The sequence below is a fragment of the Fulvimarina fulva genome, from assembly GCF_039652615.1.
Classification (GTDB): domain Bacteria; phylum Pseudomonadota; class Alphaproteobacteria; order Rhizobiales; family Rhizobiaceae; genus Fulvimarina.
Window position 1 is genome coordinate 93180 of record NZ_JBDJAC010000007.1, and the last position, 19920, is coordinate 113099.

General features: G+C 60.0%; 18 protein-coding genes and 2 tRNA genes. 12 read left to right on the forward strand and 8 right to left on the reverse strand.

The features are described 5' to 3' along the window. Positions 1-52: 52 nt before the first annotated feature. From ABDX79_RS11335 to ABDX79_RS11345, 3 genes are all read right to left on the reverse strand, one after another. Positions 53-1552: an NCS1 family nucleobase:cation symporter-1 gene (locus ABDX79_RS11335; RefSeq protein WP_346220403.1), complete on the reverse strand. Its 1500-nt coding sequence runs from the start codon at positions 1550-1552 to the stop codon at positions 53-55. A gap of 276 nt (positions 1553-1828) precedes the next feature. Next, positions 1829-2044, reverse strand: coding sequence for a hypothetical protein (locus ABDX79_RS11340; RefSeq protein WP_346220404.1), 216 nt, complete (start codon positions 2042-2044; stop codon positions 1829-1831). Positions 2045-2300: 256 nt separating this feature from the next. Next, a tRNA-Asn gene (locus ABDX79_RS11345) sits at positions 2301-2375 on the reverse strand. 291 nt (positions 2376-2666) lie between these two features. Here ABDX79_RS11345 and ABDX79_RS11350 point away from each other — a divergent pair. Then, entirely contained in the window at positions 2667-2915 is a 249-nt protein-coding gene (locus tag ABDX79_RS11350) for a hypothetical protein (protein WP_346220405.1), read from the forward strand. A 248-nt stretch (positions 2916-3163) separates the two neighbouring features. Continuing rightward, a complete protein-coding gene (locus ABDX79_RS11355; RefSeq protein ID WP_346220406.1) occupies positions 3164-3802 on the forward strand; it encodes a MarC family protein in 639 nt (212 codons plus the stop codon). 209 nt (positions 3803-4011) lie between these two features. Here ABDX79_RS11355 and ABDX79_RS11360 read toward each other — a convergent pair whose 3' ends face one another. The 3 genes from ABDX79_RS11360 to ABDX79_RS11370 form a co-directional block, all read right to left on the reverse strand. Next, on the reverse strand, positions 4012-4200 hold the full coding sequence (locus ABDX79_RS11360) for a hypothetical protein (protein WP_346220407.1): 189 nt from the start codon (positions 4198-4200) through the stop codon (positions 4012-4014). Positions 4201-4241: 41 nt separating this feature from the next. Then, the gene (locus ABDX79_RS11365; RefSeq protein WP_346220408.1) at positions 4242-4499 is read right to left on the reverse strand and encodes a hypothetical protein; all 258 of its coding nucleotides are present in this window, start codon (positions 4497-4499) and stop codon (positions 4242-4244) included. A 167-nt stretch (positions 4500-4666) separates the two neighbouring features. Continuing rightward, the gene (locus ABDX79_RS11370; protein WP_346220409.1) at positions 4667-4849 is read right to left on the reverse strand and encodes a hypothetical protein; all 183 of its coding nucleotides are present in this window, start codon (positions 4847-4849) and stop codon (positions 4667-4669) included. Positions 4850-5553: 704 nt separating this feature from the next. Between ABDX79_RS11370 and ABDX79_RS11375 the strand changes: the two genes are divergently transcribed. The 3 genes from ABDX79_RS11375 to ABDX79_RS11385 all read left to right on the forward strand — a co-directional run bounded on the left by ABDX79_RS11375 (position 5554) and on the right by ABDX79_RS11385 (position 6987). Beyond that, positions 5554-6150, forward strand: coding sequence for a transposase (locus ABDX79_RS11375; protein WP_346220410.1), 597 nt, complete (start codon positions 5554-5556; stop codon positions 6148-6150). Then, positions 6147-6572, forward strand: a complete 426-nt coding sequence (locus tag ABDX79_RS11380; RefSeq protein WP_346220411.1) for a hypothetical protein — start codon at positions 6147-6149, stop codon at positions 6570-6572. The genes ABDX79_RS11375 and ABDX79_RS11380 overlap by 4 nt, the downstream gene beginning before the upstream one ends. A 274-nt stretch (positions 6573-6846) precedes the next feature. Further along, positions 6847-6987 (forward strand): hypothetical protein, encoded by a 141-nt coding sequence (locus tag ABDX79_RS11385; RefSeq protein WP_346220412.1) that lies wholly within the window; start codon positions 6847-6849, stop codon positions 6985-6987. Between the two features lie 372 nt (positions 6988-7359). Here the strand turns inward: ABDX79_RS11385 and ABDX79_RS11390 are convergent. Beyond that, a tRNA-Cys gene (locus ABDX79_RS11390) sits at positions 7360-7433 on the reverse strand. A 222-nt stretch (positions 7434-7655) separates the two neighbouring features. Between ABDX79_RS11390 and ABDX79_RS11395 the strand changes: the two genes are divergently transcribed. The 7 genes from ABDX79_RS11395 to ABDX79_RS11425 all read left to right on the forward strand — a co-directional run bounded on the left by ABDX79_RS11395 (position 7656) and on the right by ABDX79_RS11425 (position 19037). After that, positions 7656-8309: a protein-L-isoaspartate O-methyltransferase family protein gene (locus ABDX79_RS11395; RefSeq protein WP_346220551.1), complete on the forward strand. Its 654-nt coding sequence runs from the start codon at positions 7656-7658 to the stop codon at positions 8307-8309. Positions 8310-8499: 190 nt separating this feature from the next. Further along, positions 8500-10044: a TolC family outer membrane protein gene (locus tag ABDX79_RS11400; RefSeq protein WP_463671156.1), complete on the forward strand. Its 1545-nt coding sequence runs from the start codon at positions 8500-8502 to the stop codon at positions 10042-10044. 199 nt (positions 10045-10243) lie between these two features. After that, positions 10244-11509: a PopZ family protein gene (locus ABDX79_RS11405; RefSeq protein WP_346220414.1), complete on the forward strand. Its 1266-nt coding sequence runs from the start codon at positions 10244-10246 to the stop codon at positions 11507-11509. Positions 11510-11647: 138 nt separating this feature from the next. Then, entirely contained in the window at positions 11648-14545 is a 2898-nt protein-coding gene (locus tag ABDX79_RS11410) for a valine--tRNA ligase (RefSeq protein ID WP_346220415.1), read from the forward strand. A 278-nt stretch (positions 14546-14823) separates the two neighbouring features. Beyond that, a complete protein-coding gene (locus ABDX79_RS11415; RefSeq protein WP_346220416.1) occupies positions 14824-16251 on the forward strand; it encodes a long-chain fatty acid transporter in 1428 nt (475 codons plus the stop codon). A gap of 244 nt (positions 16252-16495) precedes the next feature. Next, entirely contained in the window at positions 16496-18220 is a 1725-nt protein-coding gene (gene ilvD / locus ABDX79_RS11420) for a dihydroxy-acid dehydratase (protein ID WP_346220417.1), read from the forward strand. Further along, complete coding sequence (locus tag ABDX79_RS11425; protein ID WP_346220418.1) at positions 18207-19037, forward strand: tetratricopeptide repeat protein; 831 nt, start codon at positions 18207-18209, stop codon at positions 19035-19037. The genes ilvD and ABDX79_RS11425 overlap by 14 nt, the downstream gene beginning before the upstream one ends. Before the next feature lie 99 nt (positions 19038-19136). Here the strand turns inward: ABDX79_RS11425 and xth are convergent, their stop codons facing one another. Continuing rightward, complete coding sequence (gene xth, locus ABDX79_RS11430) at positions 19137-19919, reverse strand: exodeoxyribonuclease III (protein WP_346220419.1); 783 nt, start codon at positions 19917-19919, stop codon at positions 19137-19139. Position 19920 lies beyond the last annotated feature (1 nt).

Sequence of the window (19920 nt, forward strand, 5' to 3'; positions counted from 1 at the left end):
CCGATCTCCTGTTTCTATGGGCGATTCGAAGCTGGATGCGATCCGCGCCGGGTCATTTGGCCGCCAAGCTGCTTTCGTCGCGAACCACGGCGTGATTGCGCATGAAGGCATAGTGCAGCAAGGCTGCGAGCGCGGCTCCAATGATCCAGGCAAATCCTGAGAGTGCCTCAAGCTGTGGCACCCAGACGGACGCGACCGAGAAGACCGCCGCAATCGCGAAGGCGTAAAGCGCGTTTCGATTCCAGCCATTGTCGAAATAGTAGATGCCACTCGGCTCGGCCGTATAGAGCTCCTCTATCTCCAGATGCCGTTTGCGGATCAGGTAGAAGTCGCAGACGAGAATGCCGTAGAGCGGCGCAAGGACGGCGCCGAGGGTGTCGACGAAACCCGCGATGCCGATGGCGGAAATAACCGAGACCCACAGGGCTCCGATGAAGAAGGCAATGCCCGCGGTGATGAAGCCGCCGGTGCGCGCGGAGATCTTCGATGGCGCCATATTGGCGATATCGTAGGCGGGCGGAATGAAATTCGCGACAAGATTGATGCCGACGGTCGCCAGGAAGAAGGTAATCGCACCGATGAGGGTCAGGAACGGATTATCGACGAGTTCGATGATCTGGGTCGGATTGGTGACGATGTCGCCGAAGATCACGGCTGTTCCCGCAGTGATGAAGAGTGCGAGAAAGGAGAAGAGGGCAAGGCTTACCGGCAGCCCCATGAAATTGCCGAACTTCATTTGGCCGTCCGACCGGACGAAGCGGGCGAAATCGCCGTAATTGATGATGACCGCCGCGAAATAGGCGACCATCGTGCCGACGACGCCAATGAAGGCTAGGAGACCGCTGGACGAGACCTCCGCTGCCGTTTCCACAGCGCCCGGATCGACCGTGCTGCCGCTGAAGATTTCGCCCATTTGCCCGAAAATGGAGTTTCCCGCCGCGTACCAGATGTAGAGGGCAAGCGCGATCATGACCGCGTAGACCACTGGGCCGGCGAAATTCAGAAATTTCGTGATCCAGTCGATGCCGCGAATGAACAGCGCAACCTGGAAGATCGCGACGAGGATATAGGCGACCCAGTCGACCGCCGTCAGGCCGAAAAGAACCGGTTCGCCTCCGCCTCCACCGCCGGTAAAGGCGCTGATGGCGAGGGAGACCGCCGTCGAGGCGAAATAGGTCTGAACGCCATACCAGAAGATCGCCACGATACCCCGGACAAGGGCCGGGAAATTGGCACCCCGGACACCCATCGAGGCGCGCGCCATCACGGGGTAGGGGATGCCGTATTTGACGCTCGGTATGCCCGTCAGGTTCACGAGGCCCATGACGATGAGGCCGGCGATGATGATGCCGAGAAACACCCACCAGCCATTGAGGCCGGAGGTGATGAAAAGGGTGGCCGCGAGCGTGTAGCCGAACAGGCTCTGGATATCGTTGGACCAGACGTTGAAGATCTCGAACCAGGACCATTTTCGCTGACTTTTCGGCAGCGGAGCGAGGTCCTCATTGTACAAGGATCCGTCACGGGAGTGGATCGTCAAATCTTCCGACATGGCGCGGCTCCTTTCGATCCGGCCGCCTCACCGACCAAGAGACAACCGCTGGTTCGTCGAGAAGCTACGCTCCACAAGTGCGTTAAGCAATGCAAGGCGTTTAAACTTGAAACACCTTTCTGTTTTGCCGAATAATTGGGCAACGGAGATCGTTGCCGAGGCTAGCGGAGGTGTCAGGCAGCCCTCCGGGCGGGCAAACCAGCGCCTTCCTATGCTGTCGGAAAAGGACGGACCGTCCCGACCCGTGTGCGTCCTTCAGTTGGGGTGCGGCAAGAATCAGGAGTCGTTGGCCGAATTGAGGTTTTCGGGACGGATGCCTGAATCCTGTTCGTAACGGACCTGCACCTCTCGCCCGGCCGGCTGCTGGCCGCCATGTGAGCGCTGAACGATCTCGATTTCGACATGCGCGCCCTGGTCCGCCGCAGCGTTCAAGGCCTTCGTCAGGGCATCGGCGCAGCGTTGCACTTCCTTGATGGCGTCGTTCGGGTTCATGGCTGAAGCGCCTCCTGTCCTAATACGTGTGGAAGAAGAAGTAGGCGCACCCGGCCGGGGTGACAGGCGCTCTTAGTGTCCAAGCCGCAGAGTTTGCCGCAGGGGCAGAGCGTGGGGTGAGGCGATCGAGCGTGGAAGGGAAACCCGCGGATCGGCTCAATCAGACTGGCCGGCCGAAAGCGAGATGCTGCGTGTAGCCCGAGCGATCCGGCATCGGGATCCAGATGGACATCAGAGCTGGTTGGGAAAAGTGAAGTGGCTCCCCGGGCCGGATTCGAACCAGCGACCGATCGATTAACAGTCGAGTGCTCTACCACTGAGCTACCGGGGAACACGTCAAGGCGAAACGAGCAATCCGCTCTTCCTTGCGTTGCGGTGCCTATAGCAAACAGCCGCCCGACTTGCCAAGCGCCAAACCACGAAAAAATTCAGGTCGCCGAAACAGGTATGGCGGAGGCGCATCGAACTCTTTTCAAGGCCCTGAGTTATCCAGCTAGAAATGACGGCCGGGCAGAGGACCATGGGATACCACAGTGATCCGATAGACGAAGAACGTGTCGCGCATGAGCCGCGTTCGGCCGAGCACCCTGGCTCGGAGCCTGTGCACAGGCGCCGGCAGACGATGCGTATTGCCGGGCGCCGGATCGGCCTGCCGCAGAATCGCTGGCTTCGGATGTCTCTCGGAGCGCTGCTCGTCATCGGCGGCGCTTTGGGCTTCCTGCCGATTCTCGGCTTCTGGATGATACCGGTCGGCTTGGTCGTTTTATCGATTGATCTGCCGGGCGTGCGCCGTTGGCGTCGCCGCACCGAAGTCTGGCTGATGCGAAAATACCGGGCGTGGCGGACGAAGCGCACGGCGCGCGGATCTTGAGATGCTCCTCAGTTCCTGTTGAACAACGGGCGCGCACGGGGCTCCGGTGGTGGCTATGCGGCCTTCGTCAATTGCGTCGAACCCTGATTGGTTCAGCGAGCACAATCCACTTTCCGGTGGTATAGGGTTTTCATCGAATCGACGAAGGCTTGAGGCTGCGCGGTGTCGGCCGGCGACGAGGTTGCACAAAATCTCATGCCCGTACGTCCATAAGCGGGCCGCTACAGAATGGACGACTGGGACAGGCAATGAGCGAAGCGGACTTGATGAAGGCGCTCGGCGCCTTCTTCGCCATCATGAACCCCTTCATGACCTTGCCTCTCTTTCTTGCTCTGACCAGCGAGGCCTCGGTCGCGGAGCAACGGGCTGTCGCGGTCAAGGTCGGCATCTATTCGACCGCCATGTGCGCCGTGATTCTGATCGCGGGAAGCAGCATCATTCACTTCTTCGGAATCACGATCGACCAGTTCCGCGTCGCCGGAGGCGCCGTGCTGGCCAAGATCGCTTTTTCCATGCTGAATGGCCAGACGGCGACGGCCCATCATGGCAGCTCCCAGGAGCGGGCCACGATGGCTGATCTGCCCAGCCTTGCCTTCTATCCGATCACATTCCCGATGATCGTCGGGCCCGGTACGATCGCGACCATCATCCTCTATGCGGGCCGCAGCACCGATGCTTATCAGCTGACCGTCGTCGCGATCATCGTCGCGGCGATGCTGCTGTTCATCTTCATCGTCCTTTTCTTCTCGGCGCAGATCGGTCGAATCATGAGCGAAACCATGCGCGTCATCACGACGCGGCTTATGGGGATGATTCTGCTCGCCATCTCGGTGGAGATGATCGTTGCCGGTCTTTTGGTGCTTCTTCCGGGCCTTGCTTCCCGATAGAAGGCTCGACGCCACGAACCGGTGTGATACCGCCGGACGAATGAACTTACCTTCCGGGCCAGTTCTCACCCGGCTGGTGGCTCAAGCGCCGCTCGGGCTGCCGGCGGACCTTCGAAAGCGGTACTTTCAAAGGTCCACCGGTATGAGACATCTTTCCGGCTTTCGTCGCAGCACCCGGCCATGCCTCGCTGGGGCGGGGCGTGTCGTCGTCAGCCTGCAATCCAATAGGTGACGGCATGTACGAGGCTCGCGCCGCCGATCGGCGCTACGAGTATCACGGCGACGTTCGCCAAGATGAGCCAGCCGAGCACTTTCTGCTGCCGTTCGGTGATCTCCGGTCGGGCCGGGTGCGCCGGCCGTTCCGGCGGCTGCCATTCGTTCTTCTCGTCAAGGTACATCGCCGGGCTCCCGCAGAATCAGAGTGGCTGTTGAAGTGCGTCTATCGCTCGATCGAAACGAGCTTACCCACGCCGCTGTCTCCTGCGGATTTGTAGACGATCGTGATTTTGTCTCCGGCTTTCAGATTTTCCGGAAGCTTGTCCTTCAGCGATGATACGTCCCAGATCGATTTGTCGGTGAGCACGATAACGCTGTCGACGCGGTCGAAGGCCGCGATCGTGCCACCGGTCGTATCGGCGAAGGCGGCGGTCGCGCTGAAAAGGGTCGCGAAACCAGCGAGAACGAGAGGCAGGCGCATCGAAACAGGCTCCAAAAACAGGGATTTGAACGGCAGGATAAGTGCGCCTCTTTTTGATTTTCCTACAAGACAGTGCCGACCCGAAAAACGAGCAAATTTCCGTGTTGCCAGAGCGTCGTGATATCCCCTAGCGATAATTACGAATGACCAGCGTATCCGGCGCGGTGTTATTCCGCAGCGGCGCGATACGTGCGTTGCTCTGGCGCGGTTAGGGATCTGCGCTCCATGATACGTGCCACCGAAACGATGCTGGCATGAAGATCTCGAACGGCGTGCGCGATGTCGCGATTGTCCAGTTCTTCCGCCTTTTCTGCCAGTTTTCTCGCTTTTCGTTCGACGATCTCCAGCACCGCGCGTTCTCTCCCATCGCACGAAGCTGATCGGTAAAAGTAACAGACCCGTGATCGGAAGAGAGTGCGACGGAATGTCCGTTTGAGACCAGACCAATCCTTATTTCCGTTTCACGTTTGGTAAAGCGCGATCGGTTCGCGGGGTGATTGCACAAGGATGTCGCTGCGCGTCTTTGAAACCGTACACCTGTCGAAGAACTTCGGACGGTTCGCCGCGCTCTGAGCTACGCGATTCTTGATGAGCCTGAAGCCGTCGCAGCGCATCTGGGGCGCCCGCTGTATCGCGGAGCACGAACGACTGCTTGCCGCGAAGGTATGTTCATGCAGCAGGCGGGAGCACCTGGTTCGCCCGGTTACGCCTTTGCGCAGCGTGAGCAAATTGGTGGCGGATCCAAGAGAAAAACCGGGCGAGCCTCGCTGTCGGTATTCCCAGCAAGTCGCAATCAGAACAACGACTTCGGCAGTCGCCGTAGTTCCTGCGAGGGCTTGAAAGGTGATGGAGGCCTCGGACGGACGCCCCTAAGGCAGCAAAAACGACGCTTTATCGGGCGGTGTTGCAGAAATTTGGCTCAAGTAAAATCAATCACTTGCGAAACGGCGTGATACACCTTTTTCGCTCCGCTATTATAAGCTGGACGCCTCCGGAAACTGGCGTGTTTTTCGGTGATCTGATTCACTGACGTCGTATTGATGGGGAGGATCGTATGTGGGGTCAGCTTGGATTTTGGGAGGTTTCGGATAGGCTGTCTCAGCTCTCCAAACAGGGCGATCCGCTTGAGAAGCTTGCGGCGACGGTGGATTTCGAGATGTTCCGCTCGGAGCTTTTGAAGGCCTTTCCGCCCGGCGTTCGCAGCAAAGGCGGCAGACCGCCTTTCGATCCGGTTCTGAAGTTCAGGATGCTTGTGCTTCAGGCGCTGAACGGTCTCTCGCTCGAACAGACCGAGTTTCTCGTGAAGGACCGGCTGAGTTGGATGCGCTTCTGTGGCCTGGGTCCCGGCGACAGCGTCCCGGACGCCAACACGCTGTGGGACTTTCGCGAGGCCCTGATCGCCACCGATGCGCTCGATGCCCTGTTTGCGCGCCTTGATCGGGCGATCACGGAGGCCGGCTATCTTCCGATGTCTGGCCAGATCATCGACGCGACGCTCGTTGCCGCTCCGCGCCAGAGAAATACCGAGGACGAGAAGGCTCGGATCAAGGCGGGCGAGAGCGCGAAAGAGATCTGGAAGGACGAGCCGTTCAAGGCGCGTCAGAAGGACGTCGATGCGCGTGCGAAAATACAAGCGACAGGGCTGATATGACGCATTCCTCCAAAGTTCTTTTTATTTTTGCTTATTTCGTTTTATTTGGGGTGGCATTAGTATTCGTTCTGCGTGACTCGCCCGATCCGATAACGAAGCACCTTCCGCAACGTTATAAAAACGGAGATTTTGAGATTGAGCGAAGTAGTTATATTGATTTTACACTCTGCATGAAAGTCTCTTTGACACAGGATGAGTTAAGGAGATTTCTGAAGGAAATGTTCGACGAACCTGAGATTGGCATTCAGGTCGCAGTTCAGCCCATCGAAGCGCGATGTACAGCCGAATTTTGGCCGGCAGCGTTCAATCGCAAAACAATTGCTCATAGCGCGACCTATGCCGAGGGTATGTCGCATCCGCAATCATCACAAGGCGCAGTCTACGAACAGGGAACATTGTACTTTTGGTCTAATTCGATGTAATTGCAAATTGTGTTGGCTTAGCACGAAGTTTATTTGATATACTTATAAATCCGCCCCGAAAAAATTCTGGAAGATTTACTTTTCAGGTATCCCTTTGGCGTCTGAGGTATTCGAAAATGCCGGAAATCGCCTCCGGCCCAGTTGGTTTCTGGTGTCGTCTCGCTGCGACCACCCCGTTCTTCGTCCGGGGAGATCGATCTTTTTCGTGAATGCCTCCATGCGAACATGAACGATCGCCATCCGCGGGGATGGTCCGGAAATAGGAGACATCGTCTTGTTTATGGAGGAGCAGGGTTTCGTCATCTACGACATTAGCGGCATGACCCGGCGCCCGCTGGATAAGACGCTCGCACAGGTCGACGTTGTGTTCGTTCGTGAAGAGTCGGCATTGCGGACGGATCGCCGCTGGGGCTAACCTATCACTTAGAGTCCGTCTGGAAAGGTTATAATGCTCGCCCGAGACGGGGAAACGGGATCATGATCGTCGCGGCGGACGATCTCGTCTCCTTCACACAGTACCAGTGATGGCGCTCGGTTTCGCTTTCACTCTCTTAAGCGATTCGCCGCGCCTCAATTCATGCTCCGCGCGAAGTGTGTTCCAGAAGTAAAACCGTCGCCGATTGCGATGCGGATTCGCTGGCAGTTCGGCGGGCGCTCCGCCATCGCTTCATTATCGAGATCATCAGGCGTCAATCCGGAAACATTCGAGAACGAAATGATGGCGATGGCGTTCGGTGCATCAAAAAAACGCAAAAAATGCAACGAAAGCAATGTGCTTGAAAGGCATTGGAGGCCTCGGAGGGAATCGAACCCCCGTACAAGGATTTGCAGTCCTCTGCGTAACCACTCCGCCACGAGGCCCCATGCGGGGTCTACCTACTCAGTCGGACGGGGCAACGCAAGAGGTTCCGGTGATGGTCCGGCGCACTTTCATGTCTTTCGTTTTTCAGGCGGTTTCAGCGCTTCGATTCGCAAGAGGCCATCACACAGCGTTCGTACAGCCTTGCGATCGATGGGACCTGATAATAAGGAAAGTTCGTGGCCGGAGTTCTGGCCAAGGCGGGAAAAGAGGATCGCGGTCTCATGGATTTCAAGGACGCCCGGACCAAGCTGGTCGATAACCAGATCAGAACGACGGATGTCACTTCTCACTCGATCCTGCGCGCGTTTCTCACGGCTCCGCGGGAAGAGTTCGTTCCCGCCGGCAAGCGCCCGCTCGCCTATATCGACGAGGATCTGCCGATCGGCAACGGTCGCTATCTGATGGAGGCCTCGCCATTTGCGAAGCTCCTGCAGCTTGCATCGATCGGCGAAGACGATGTCGTCCTCGATGTCGGCTGCGGCACGGGCTATGGCGCGGCTATCCTGTCCCTTCTCGCAAGTGCGGTGGTTGCACTGGAGGAGGACGAGGAACTCGCCGCAACTGCCACCGACATTCTCAATCGGCATGATTTCGTGACATGCACGGTGGTGACCGGACCGCTGGTCGAGGGCTATCCCGACGAAGCGCCTTTCGACGTGATTGTGTTCGAAGGTTCAATCGATACGCTTCCGCAGACCTATCTCGATCAACTGAAGAAGGGTGGGCGGCTCGTTGCCGTGATTGGTCGCGGCCTCGCTGCCCAGGCACGGCTCTACGTGAAGGACGAAGAGGGAATCGTGTCCGATCGCTTCGGCTTCAACTGTGCCATCAAGCCTCTGCCGGGCTTCTCGCGAAAGGCCGAGTTCGTTTTCTAGCGGGGACGAAACGACCCTTGCGTCATGCGTTGCATGTTTGCGCCGCTTACATTCAAAACCGTATGTTATGGCTGACCTGAGGCTTGATTAACCCCCGGTTTAGCTGATCATGTGAAGTCTCACGCAGAACCGATGGCGATGACGAGCTCGTTTGTTTCGGCTGTCTCTTTTTGCGCGGTTTCAGACTGGAGTGAAGCAATTGCTCACACGTTCATGGTTGAGAGCGCTGGCGACCGCCGGCCTCATTCTGTCCGTTCCCGTTTCCGTCGACGCGGAAACGCTACAAGGGGCGTTGGCAAAGGCTTACCAGAACAGTCAGGATCTCAATGGCGCCCGCGCGGAGCTCCGCGCGACCGATGAGAACGTCACCCAGGCTCGCGCCGGGATGCGTCCCACGATCACCGGTCTTGGAAGTGCGTCGGCAAGCCGGATTGGCGGGGATACCAGCAGCACGACACGCAGCCGGCAAAGTACGACGTCTTCAGGTTCGTCCCGGCAGACGAGCCAGTTCGAGAAAAGCTTTGGTGATAGCGATACTGACATCCTTTCGGCGTCTGTCGGCATTCAGTTGAACCAGACCTTGTTCGACGGTTTTCAGACTCCGAACAATGTGGAGGCCGCTAAAGCGCAGGTGCGCGCAGGGCAGCACAATCTGTCCAATACCGAGCAGAACACGCTGTTCGATGCCGCGTCTGCGTATATGAACGTCTTGCGGGATCGGCAGATCGCCGCGCTCCGCCGCCAGAATCTGAGCTTCCTCAGCGAGCAGGTTCGTGCGTCACGGGCGCGCTTCGAGGTCGGCGAGGGGACGCGCACCGATGTCAGCCAGGCCGAGTCGGAGCAGGCACTGGCGACGGCCCTTCTGAACAGTGCGCTCGCTCAGGTGGCGACCAGCGAAGCGAATTATTACAGCGTCATCGGTGATGCGCCGACCGATCTGCAACCCGCCAGCGTGCCTCGGTCTATCCCGAACTCTGTCAGCAGCGCCTACGAGATTTCGCAGCGTGAGCATCCGGCGATCCGCGCGACCCTGGCTGCCGTCGATGCCGCCGCTTTCCAGGTGAAGTCCGCTGAAGGTGCGCTTCTGCCCCAGGTCGAACTCCAGGCTTCCGTTCAGAACGAGTATACCTCGCGGGATGGCTCCCAGTCCTCCAGCTCGTTTTCGTCGAGCAGCACCTCGGGCCTTCCGGGTGTCAACACGCAGTCGGCCTTCTCGAACGTCCATTCGCGAAACGAAAGCAATCAGCTGAGTGCGACGATCGGCGCGCAGCTCACAGTCCCGATCTATCAGGGTGGTCGTGCGTCTTCGATCGTTCGCCAGCAGAAGGAAGTGTTGGGTCAGCGCCGCATTCAGGTCGACGGCACGCGCGATCAGGTTCGCGCTGCAGTGGCGACCTCCTGGGCGGAGCTTCAGGCCGCTCGCGCAAATATCGCCGGTTACAATGCGCAGGTTCGCGCCGCTCAGCTGGCGCTGAACGGCGTCATCGAAGAGCGGAATGTCGGCCAGCGTACCACGCTCGACGTGCTCAACGCCCAGGCGGATGTCATCACGGCGCGGATTCTTCTCGTGGGCGCCCAGCGCGACGAGGTCGTGGCTGGCTATGCCCTACTGTCTTCAGTCGGGCGGCTGTCTTCGGCGACTCTCGCGCTTGCCGGTAAAAAATACGACCCGATCGACCACTATGTCGAGGTCGAAGACAAGTGGTTCGGTCTGAGGACGCCAGACGGGCGCTAAGGTTCCAGTCCTCTCGAATGTCATCGATGTTTCGCGAGAGCACGAAACCTCGGGAAAAACCGCAAAAACGGTGACGAAGGATTCACTTTATCTGCACGTGGTCGTAGGTTTCACGCATGATTCGACCGCTATCCCTTGAAGCGGTTGTCACGTGAGGAGCCAAGTGATGGGGAACGCTCTGCCGGTTCAGGAGCCAACGATGGATGAGATCCTTGCATCCATTCGTCGTATCATCGAGGGCCGTGAAGAAGCTGAGACCCCGGCCGAAGCGCCGCAGGATCGGGTTCTGAAATCGGTTCCGCAGCCCGTTTCGCATGAAGCCCTTCGCATGGACGTGAAAGGCGAAAAGGCCCCACATGCGGCGGCGCCTCGCGCAGATCTGCGAAGCGAGGAATCCCAACGCGTGGAATCATCCCGCGCGGAAGAAGCTCCCTATCGAGACGTGCGAAACCAGGAAGCTTTGCGTGTCGAGAGCACTCCGCGTGCGAACGCCGCGGACCAGGAAGCCTTGAGGCAGGAAGCGCCGCGTCTCGAAATTCCAAGCCAGCAGGATGCCCCACGTTCGGAAGTCCCACGCGTGGAAGCGCGCAGCAGTGAAGCTGAGAGGGCGATCGTCGAAGGACAGGCGAGTCAGTTCCGTGACGCAGCTTCTCCGGCTCCAAAGGCTCCTTTCACTCCTGCAGAAGACACAACGCATACATCGGTCGGCCTGAAGGCCGTCAACGATGAGGGCACCACGCCGTTCGCCGGCGCCAAGACCTCGGAGGTCGAGCGTCAGGTCGCTTCGCAGATGGAAGAACTGGCCACGGTCTCCGTCGCGCGCATGCGAGCGGCATCGCTCGAGGACGCTGTGCGCGGTTTCCGCAAGAATGGCGTCGAGGACGCCGACCCTGAAGCCGGCGACGAGGCGGATATCGACGCCCAGGCTTTTTCCAGCGAATTCGACGAAGCAGCCTTTGCGACCGAACTTCTGGTCAATGCCGGCCTGATGGATGAACCATTGTCGCAGCCTGAAGCCGTGACGCCGGCCGAAGCAGTGAAGCTGCGCCTTGCCTATCCGGAAAGCCCGGCCGAAGGCGAGATCGCGGCCGAGGCCTCGCTCGAAACCGCCATCGGTGCTGCGATCGATTATCCTGATTTGCCTGAAAGCACCCCGGCGGCCGACGGCGGACGAAAAGAGGTCGCGCAGGCAGCAAACGACGTCGCCGACGCCCCCGTCGATGCCGCGAGCCGTGGTGCGCTCGTTTCGATGATCTCGGGCGATGCCCAGGGCAAGATCCAGACCTCCTTCACCGAGCTTGCAACCGCTTTGCGCGACGAACAGGCAAAACGGATGGATGCGACCGTTCGCGAAATGCTGCAGCCGATGCTGAGCGACTGGCTGGAAGACAATCTCCCGATCATCGTCGAACGTCTCGTTCGTGAGGAGATCGAGCGCGTCGCGCGAGGTCCGAAGCGGGTCTGACCTTTTCTCGGTCAAATCGAAAGTTCCCCGAAAGGCGCGTTCTGTGAAAGCAGCGCGCCTTTCGCGCGTTGACAGTCCCGCGCGTTCGGTCATAACCCAGCTCAAAACGCACTCAGACTGCGCGCGACTGGACATTTCATGATCGACAAGACCTACGACGCCGCGGCTATCGAGCCGCGCATTTCCGCCCGCTGGACCGATGCTGACGCCTTCAGGGCCGGAGCAGGCAAGAAGGATGGTGCGCCGGCGTTCTCGATCGTCATTCCGCCGCCGAACGTCACCGGCTCACTCCATATGGGCCATGCGCTCAACAATACCTTGCAGGATATTCTCGTGCGCTTCGAGCGCATGCGCGGCAAGGACGTGCTTTGGCAGCCGGGCACCGACCATGCTGGCATCGCGACGCAGATGGTGGTCGAGCGCCAGATGGCTGCGAGCGGCGAGACGCAGACCCGCCGGGAGATGGGTCGCGAGGCATTCGTCGAGCGCATCTGGCAATGGAAGGCCGAAAGCGGCGGCAAGATTTCCGAGCAGCTGAAACGGCTCGGCGCCTCGCTGGACTGGTCGCGCGAGCGCTTCACGATGGACGAGGGCCTGTCCGAGGCCGTTCTCGAAGTCTTCGTGCGCCTTTTCGAGGAAGGCCTGATCTACCGCGACAAGCGGCTCGTGAACTGGGACCCGCATTTCCAGACCTCGATTTCCGATCTCGAAGTCGAGAGCCGTGAAGTCGACGGCCATATGTGGCACTTCAAGTATCCGCTGGCCGGCGGCGAGACCTATGAATATGTCGAGAAGGACGAGGACGGGACCGTCCTTTTCCGGGAGACGCGCGATTACATCTCGATCGCAACGACCCGGCCCGAGACGATGCTCGGCGATGGTGCCGTGGCGGTTCATCCGTCCGACGAGCGCTATGCGCAGATCGTCGGCAAGCTGTGTGAAATTCCCGTCGGGCCGAAGGAGCACCGCCGGCTGATCCCGATCATCACCGACGAATATCCCGATCCGACTTTCGGCTCGGGTGCGGTGAAGATCACCGGCGCGCACGATTTCAACGATTATGGTGTCGCCAAGCGCAATCGGATCCCGCTCTACCGTCTCATGGACGAGCACGCCGCGATGCGAAGCGATGGCGCGCCCTATGCGGAAGCCGTCGCAATGGCGAAGGCTGTTCGCGAGTCCGGCAAGGCACCGGATACGGCCCATGTGGATACTATCAACCTCGTGCCGGACGACTATCGCGGACTCGATCGCTTCGAGGCGCGCGCCCGCGTTATCGCCGACGTGACCGCAGAAGGCCTCGCGATCATGGTGCCGGAGACCGATCCGCGCCTCGGGCCCGTCGGCGCGCCTGTCGCACCGGAGGAGGGCGGCGAGCCGCGCGCACTCGTGCCCCTCGTCGAGGCGAAGAAGATCATGCAGCCCTTTGGCGATCGCTCCGGCGTCGTCATCGAGCCGATGCTGACCGACCAGTGGTTCGTCGATGCCGAAACGCTCGCAAAGCCGGCCATCGCATCGGTGAAGGAAGAGCGCACGAAATTTGTGCCCAAGCAGTGGGAAAACACCTATTTTCGCTGGATGGAGGACATCCAGCCCTGGTGCATCTCACGCCAGCTCTGGTGGGGACACCGGATTCCGGCCTGGTACGGACCGGATAGCAAGGTGTTCGTCGCCCGGAGCGAGGCGAAGGCGGCGGAGATGGCCGAGGCCCATTACGGCGCGGCGACTGAGTTGAGCCGTGACGAAGACGTTCTCGATACCTGGTTCTCGTCCGCCCTCTGGCCATTCTCGACCATGGGCTGGCCGCACGAGACGCCGGAAATGGACAAATACTATCCGACCTCCGTGCTCTCGACGGCCTTCGACATCATCTTCTTCTGGGTTGCGCGGATGATGATGATGGGCCTGCATTTCACGGGCAAGGAGCCGTTCCACACGGTCTACATGCACCCCCTCGTTCGCGACAAGCTCGGGCAGAAGATGTCGAAGTCGAAAGGCAATGGCATCGATCCGCTCGATCTCATCGACGAGGTCGGGGCGGATGCGCTTCGCTTCACGCTTGCCGCGCTTGCTGTTCAGGGTCGGGATGTGAAGCTCGATCCGGCGAGAGTCTCCGGCTATCGCAATTTCTGCACCAAGCTTTGGAACGCCACGCGCTTCGCCCAGATGAACGAGGCGAAGCACGGCATCGATATCGAGCCCGCTTCGCTACAATTGCCGATCAACCGCTGGATCGTGACAGAGCTCTCCAAGGCCGAGAAGGAGGCGACTGCCGCTCTCGAAGCTTATCGGTTCAACGATGCGGCGGCATCTCTTTACCGGTTCGTCTGGAATCTGTTCTGCGACTGGTATGTGGAGCTGTCAAAGCCGACGCTTGGTGGCGAGGATGCCGACGCAGCTGGCGAGGTCCAGGTCGTGACCGGCTACGTTCTCGATCGCATCTTCGTCTTGCTCCACCCCTTCATGCCTTTCATTACCGAGGAACTCTGGGCGGAGACGGCAAACAGCGCGCGCGAGACGCTTCTTTGTCATGCCCGCTGGAAGGGTGTTGAGTTCGAAGCCCCGGAATCGGCAGACGATATCAACTGGCTCATCGAGATCGTCAGTCAGATCCGTTCGGTTCGCGCGGAAATGAATGTTCCGGGCTCCGCCAAGGTGTCGATGGTTGCCATTTCGCCCGATCCCCTGACATCGGACAGGCTCCAGCGCCATGGCCCGCAGCTTGTACGGCTGTCGCGTCTCGAAAGCGTCGAGACGTCCGACGCCGTGCCGCAGCAATCGGCTCAGATTATCGTCGGCGGTGTCACATTCGCGATCCCGCTTGCCGGGGTCATCGACATCGACGCGGAGAAGGCGCGCCTTTCCAAGGCGATCAAGAAGAACGAAGGCGAAATCAACCGGATTGAGAAGAAGCTCGGCAACGCGAAATTCGTGGCCAATGCGCCGGAGGAGATCGTCGCCGCGGAGCGAGAAAAGAGCGAGGCTTACGCTCTGGAGACCGAGAGTCTCAGAGCGGCTCTTTCACGTTTGGGCTGAAACGGCGTCCAGTGGCTTCAGCCGGGCCGTACCCCAAAGCGGGTGCGGTCCAGACCCGTCTTTTGAATCCGCTATCTCGCAGCGAACAAACGAAATTCAGATGAAGCGAGGATACGGGTGCCTTGAGGTAAATTTGTCACAAAATTCCGTCGTAAATTCGCCACAGACGGCTCGATACGCGCCTATGGCGTGTTTCGCAAAAGTTCCCCGTGTTTTACGTTAGCGTCAACGGCGATGTCGATGCCGTGGGAGGCCTGTGGTCTTTTTTGGGGGGAATTATGAGTTCTATTTCGAAAACAGTTTGTTTTGGTGCGCTGGCCGCAGCGCTGCTGTCGTCGTCGGCCATGGCAGCCGGCTTCCAGCGTGGCACGCCGGATACCGACATCCTCTTCGAACCGGGTACGACGTCGCTCCGGTGGGGCCTCACCTATGTCGATCCGCAGCGCGGTTTTGAGTCGATCAACGGTCAGCGTGGCGACTTCGGCGACTACGTTCAGGACTTCAACATTCCGTCCATGGCTGTCTCCTTCGGAGGCGAGAGCTTTGCCTGTTCGGTGCATTACACCGAATCGTTCGCGGCTGAAGCCGACTATACGGGGTCGCCGGGCGGTGCCCTTCCGTTCCAGGTCTCTTCGACCCAGAGCACCAACAATGCGGATCGCATTCCAAGCCAAAACCCGGGTGCAACTTCCTTGTCGCGCACGCGGAAAATCAAGTTCGATTCCGATGAATTCGGTTCGACCTGTCGCGCCAGCTATGCGAGCGATTACGGGCGCTTCAGCCTTCTCGGCGGCGTTTATTTCGAAAACTTCAGCTTCCAGGGATCGTCCTTCGGCTTCACCAATCTCAATCCGCAGATCGCGGCGTCCGGTCCGGCGGGTGCAGGGCTCGCAGCTCAGCTAAGTGGTTTCGGACTGCAGGCGACGCTGCCGACCCAGATCGATACCGACGTTAAGAGCGGCTATGATACGGGCTATCGCATCGGCGCGGCTTACGAACTGCCGGAGATCGCTCTGCGGGCGCAGGTTCTTTACCGCTCCGAAGTCGAGCACGAGAACATTCGCGGCACGGCCAATGTCTCGGTTCTGAATACGGCCTATGTCTCGCGCGGCGGTGTGCCCGTCTCGATTCCTCTGCCGAATCCAGCCCTGCTCGGCATCGGTGCAGCCGGCTCACGCGCAACGACTGCCATTCAGGGCATCAATGCGGCAGGCGGTTTCTCCGGCTCGCTGTCGGATGTCACGAGCCCGCAATATGTCGACGTCAAGTTCCAGAGCGGCATCGCCGAAGATACGCTGCTTCTCGCATCCTTCCGCTGGACCGACTGGAGCACCAACAACGCCGTCGTGAACACGTTGTCCGGCCCGCTCGGCACTACGTCTTCCTACCAGCCCTATCAGTGGCGTGACGGTTACACGGCGTCGCTCGGCGTCGGTCGTGCCTTCACCGATCAGGTGTCTGGCGCGCTCGCAGTTGGTTATGATCGCGGCGTTTCGACCGGTGCGGAAACGACCTATACCGACCTTTACACACTCTCCGGCGGTGTCTCGCTGAAAGGTGCGGAATGGGCCGAGCTTCGTGTTGGTGGCCTCGTCGGCTACTGGACGGACGGCGAACAGAGCACTTCGCAAGGCGCTTACTTCAACGGTACGGTCGGCGACGACGTGGTTCTCGCGGGTAATGCGAGCCTGAAATTCACCTGGTAAGGGTCTGAATTCAAACAGGTTACTTGAAATTGGAACGCCGTGGCGGAGACCTTCCCGCCGCGGCGTTGCGCGTTGCGGGTTAAGGCAAGATGCTTATCGGCAACACTATGGCGGCGTTGCATCGAGTGGTGTGCCGGCTGCCGCAATGTGCCCCGTTGCCGCCACAAAACACCGACACTCCTGAGCTGTCTCGGCCAGTGGGGGAGTCGAGAGTCTGAATTCAGAGCATTGAAGCGGGGATGAGATGGACGCACGCGTTACCGACAAGACCAAATTGCCTAGCCGTCATGTAACGGAAGGGCCGACGCGCGCGCCGCACCGCTCCTATCTTTATGCGATGGGTCTTTCGAAGGAGGAGATCCACCAGCCGCTGGTCGGCGTCGCCTCCTGCTGGAACGAGGCCGCGCCCTGCAATATCTCGCTGATGCGCCAGGCCCAGGTCGTGAAGAAGGGCGTTGCCGCCGCCAATGGTACGCCGCGCGAATTCTGCACGATCACCGTGACCGACGGCATCGCAATGGGCCACCAGGGCATGAAGTCCTCGCTGGTCTCGCGAGATCTGATCGCTGATTCGGTCGAGCTCACCATGCGCGGCCATTCCTATGACGCGCTCGTCGGGCTTGCGGGCTGCGACAAGTCGCTGCCGGGCATGATGATGTCGATGGTGCGCCTCAATGTGCCGTCGGTCTTCATCTATGGCGGCTCGATCCTGCCCGGCACCTTCAAGGGCCGGCAGGTCACGGTTCAGGACATCTTCGAAGCGGTCGGACAGCATTCCGTCGGCGAGATGTCCGACGAGGATCTCGATCTCATCGAACAGGTCGCATGTCCGTCCGCCGGCTCGTGCGGGGCCCAGTTCACGGCTAACACAATGGCAACCGTCGCCGAGGCGATCGGCCTTGCGCTTCCTTATTCCTGCGGCGCGCCAGCTCCTTATGAGATTCGCGATCGCTTCTGCTATGCGTCCGGCGAGATCGTGATGGATCTCCTGCGTCGCAATATCCGTCCGCGTGACATCGTCACCCGCAAGTCGCTCGAGAACGCCGCGGCTGTCGTCGCAGCGACCGGTGGCTCGACGAATGGCGCGCTGCACCTGCCGGCGATCGCCCATGAATGCGGTATCGAATTCGATCTCTTCGATGTCGCCGAGATCTTCAAGAAGACGCCCTATATCGCCGATCTGAAGCCGGGCGGAAAATACGTCGCCAAGGACATGTTCGAGGCCGGCGGTATCCCGCTTCTGATGAAGACCATGCTGGAGCACGGCTATCTTCATGGCGACTGCATGACCGTGACCGGCCGCACGTTGGCTGAGAACATGGAAAAGGTTGCCTGGAACCCGGAGCAGGACGTCGTTCGAGCGGCCAACAATCCGATCACCAAGACCGGCGGCGTGGTTGGCCTGAAGGGCAATCTTGCCGAGGACGGTGCGATCGTGAAGGTCGCCGGCATGAAGAGCCTCAAATTCTCCGGTCCGGCGCGTTGCTTCGATTCGGAAGAGGAATGCTTCCAGGCGGTCTCCAAGCGCGAATATAAGGAAGGTGAGGTCCTCGTCATCCGCTACGAGGGGCCGAAGGGCGGCCCCGGCATGCGTGAGATGTTGCAGACCACGGCCGCGATCTATGGTCAGGGCATGGGCGACAAGGTCGCGCTCATCACCGATGGCCGCTTCTCCGGCGCAACGCGCGGTTTCTGCATTGGCCATGTGGGGCCGGAAGCGGCCGTGGGCGGTCCCATCGGGCTCCTGAAGGACGGCGACATCATCACGATCGACGCTGTCGAAGGCACGCTTGACGTCAACCTGAGCGATGAGGAACTCGCCGAGCGTCGCAAGACCTGGCAGCCACGCGAGACCGATTATCAGTCGGGCGCACTCTGGAAATACGCTCAACAGGTTGGAACGGCCCGTCTTGGCGCCGTCACCCATCCCGGCGGCGCAGCCGAGACGCACTGCTATGCGGACATCTAAGCGCTTCTTTACCGCCTGCTTCGCAGGCATGCTTTTTGCGGCGGTTCCTTCGGCAAACGCGCTCGCGCTCGATACGAACGCGGTCGTCGATCCGGAGGCCAACCCGATCGAACTCTTCGCACATGGCTTTCAGGCCTATAAGCGGGGCGAGAAGAAAACGGCCTTCCAAAGCCTGAAATACGCCGCCGAAAAGGGGCATCGCGGTGCGCTGTGGAAGCTCGCCCAAATGTATGCCGATGGCGACGGCATTCCGGAGGATGATTTCGAGGCCTTCAAGATCTTCGAAAGCATTGTCCGAGAGCCGGAGGACGGCGGTGCGAACAGCGCAAATGCCGCTTACGTGGCAAGCGCCGTGGTTGCGCTCGGCGACTATATGCGTCGGGGCATCCCGGGTCACGTGCAGGTGGATCTCCAGCGCGCCCGCCAGTTCTACTTCCATGCCGCGAGCTATTTCGGCAGTCCGAAAGCGCAGTTCGAGCTGGGCCGTATGATGCTGGAAGGCGAGGGCGGTCGCACAAATCCCAAGCAGGCCGCCCGCTGGCTGAAGCTTGCCGCATCTAAGGGCCATATCGGGGCACAGGCGCTGCTCGGATATCTCCTGTTCGATGGCGAGGCGATCTCGCTCAAGCCGGAACCTGTCCGTGGTCTCGCAATGCTGACCATGGCGCTGAAGCGGGCAAAGCCGGACGATCAGGCCTGGATCAAGGGCCTTCAGGAGCGGGCTTTCGGCATCGCCAGCGAGGCGACCCGCCGCACGGCGCGATCCTACGCGGAACAGCAGATGGCTGCCGCGAATGGTCCGTTGATGCGGAATTGATAAAGCGCCCGGCTGTTGTCAGCCGGGCTGCACACCATAGGCCGCCCGTAGAGGGCAAGGCTTCGAATTACGGCGTTGCGGCTTTAGAACCGGGCGCTCTCAGCGACCGAGTTCCGCCAGGATCGGCACATGGTCCGACGGTTTCTCCCAACTCCGCACTTGCTTGTCGATGCCGACCGAGCGAAGCGCGATCTGCGCTTCGGGCGACAAGAGCAGGTGATCGATGCGGATGCCGTTGTTCTTCTGCCAAGCGCCGGCCTGATAATCCCAGAACGTATAAAGCTTGTCCCTGTCGTCGGTGAGACGCAGGGCATCGGCGAAGCCGAGGTGGATGAGGCGGCGGAGATTGCCGCGCGATTCGGGCTGGAAGAGCGCATCCTCGGCCCAAGCTTTTGGATTGTGCACGTCTTCAGGCTGCGGGATGACGTTATAGTCGCCAGCGAGAACGAGCCGCTCCTCGTTTGCAAGAAGCGCGCGAGCGTGGCGCTCGAGGCGGTCCATCCATGCCAGCTTATAATCGAATTTTTCCGTCCCGAGCGGGTTGCCGTTTGGCAGATAGATCGAGGCGACGCGCAAGGGACCGTCCTCGGTCTGCCAAAGGCCCTCGATATAGCGGGCCTGCTCGTCGCTTTCGTCGCCGGGCAGGCCGCGCATCACGCTTTCGGGTTTCTCCCTGGACAGGAGTGCAACGCCGTTGAAGCCCTTCTGGCCGTGGGTTTCCACGTGATAGCCGAGGTCCTCGATCGCTTGGCGCGGAAAGCCCTCGTCCTGGCTCTTGATCTCCTGAAGGCAGGCGATGTTGGGAGCGCGTTCCGTCAGCCATGGGCAGAGCCCGTCGATCCGTGCCTTGATGCCGTTGATGTTCCAGGATGCGATCAGCACG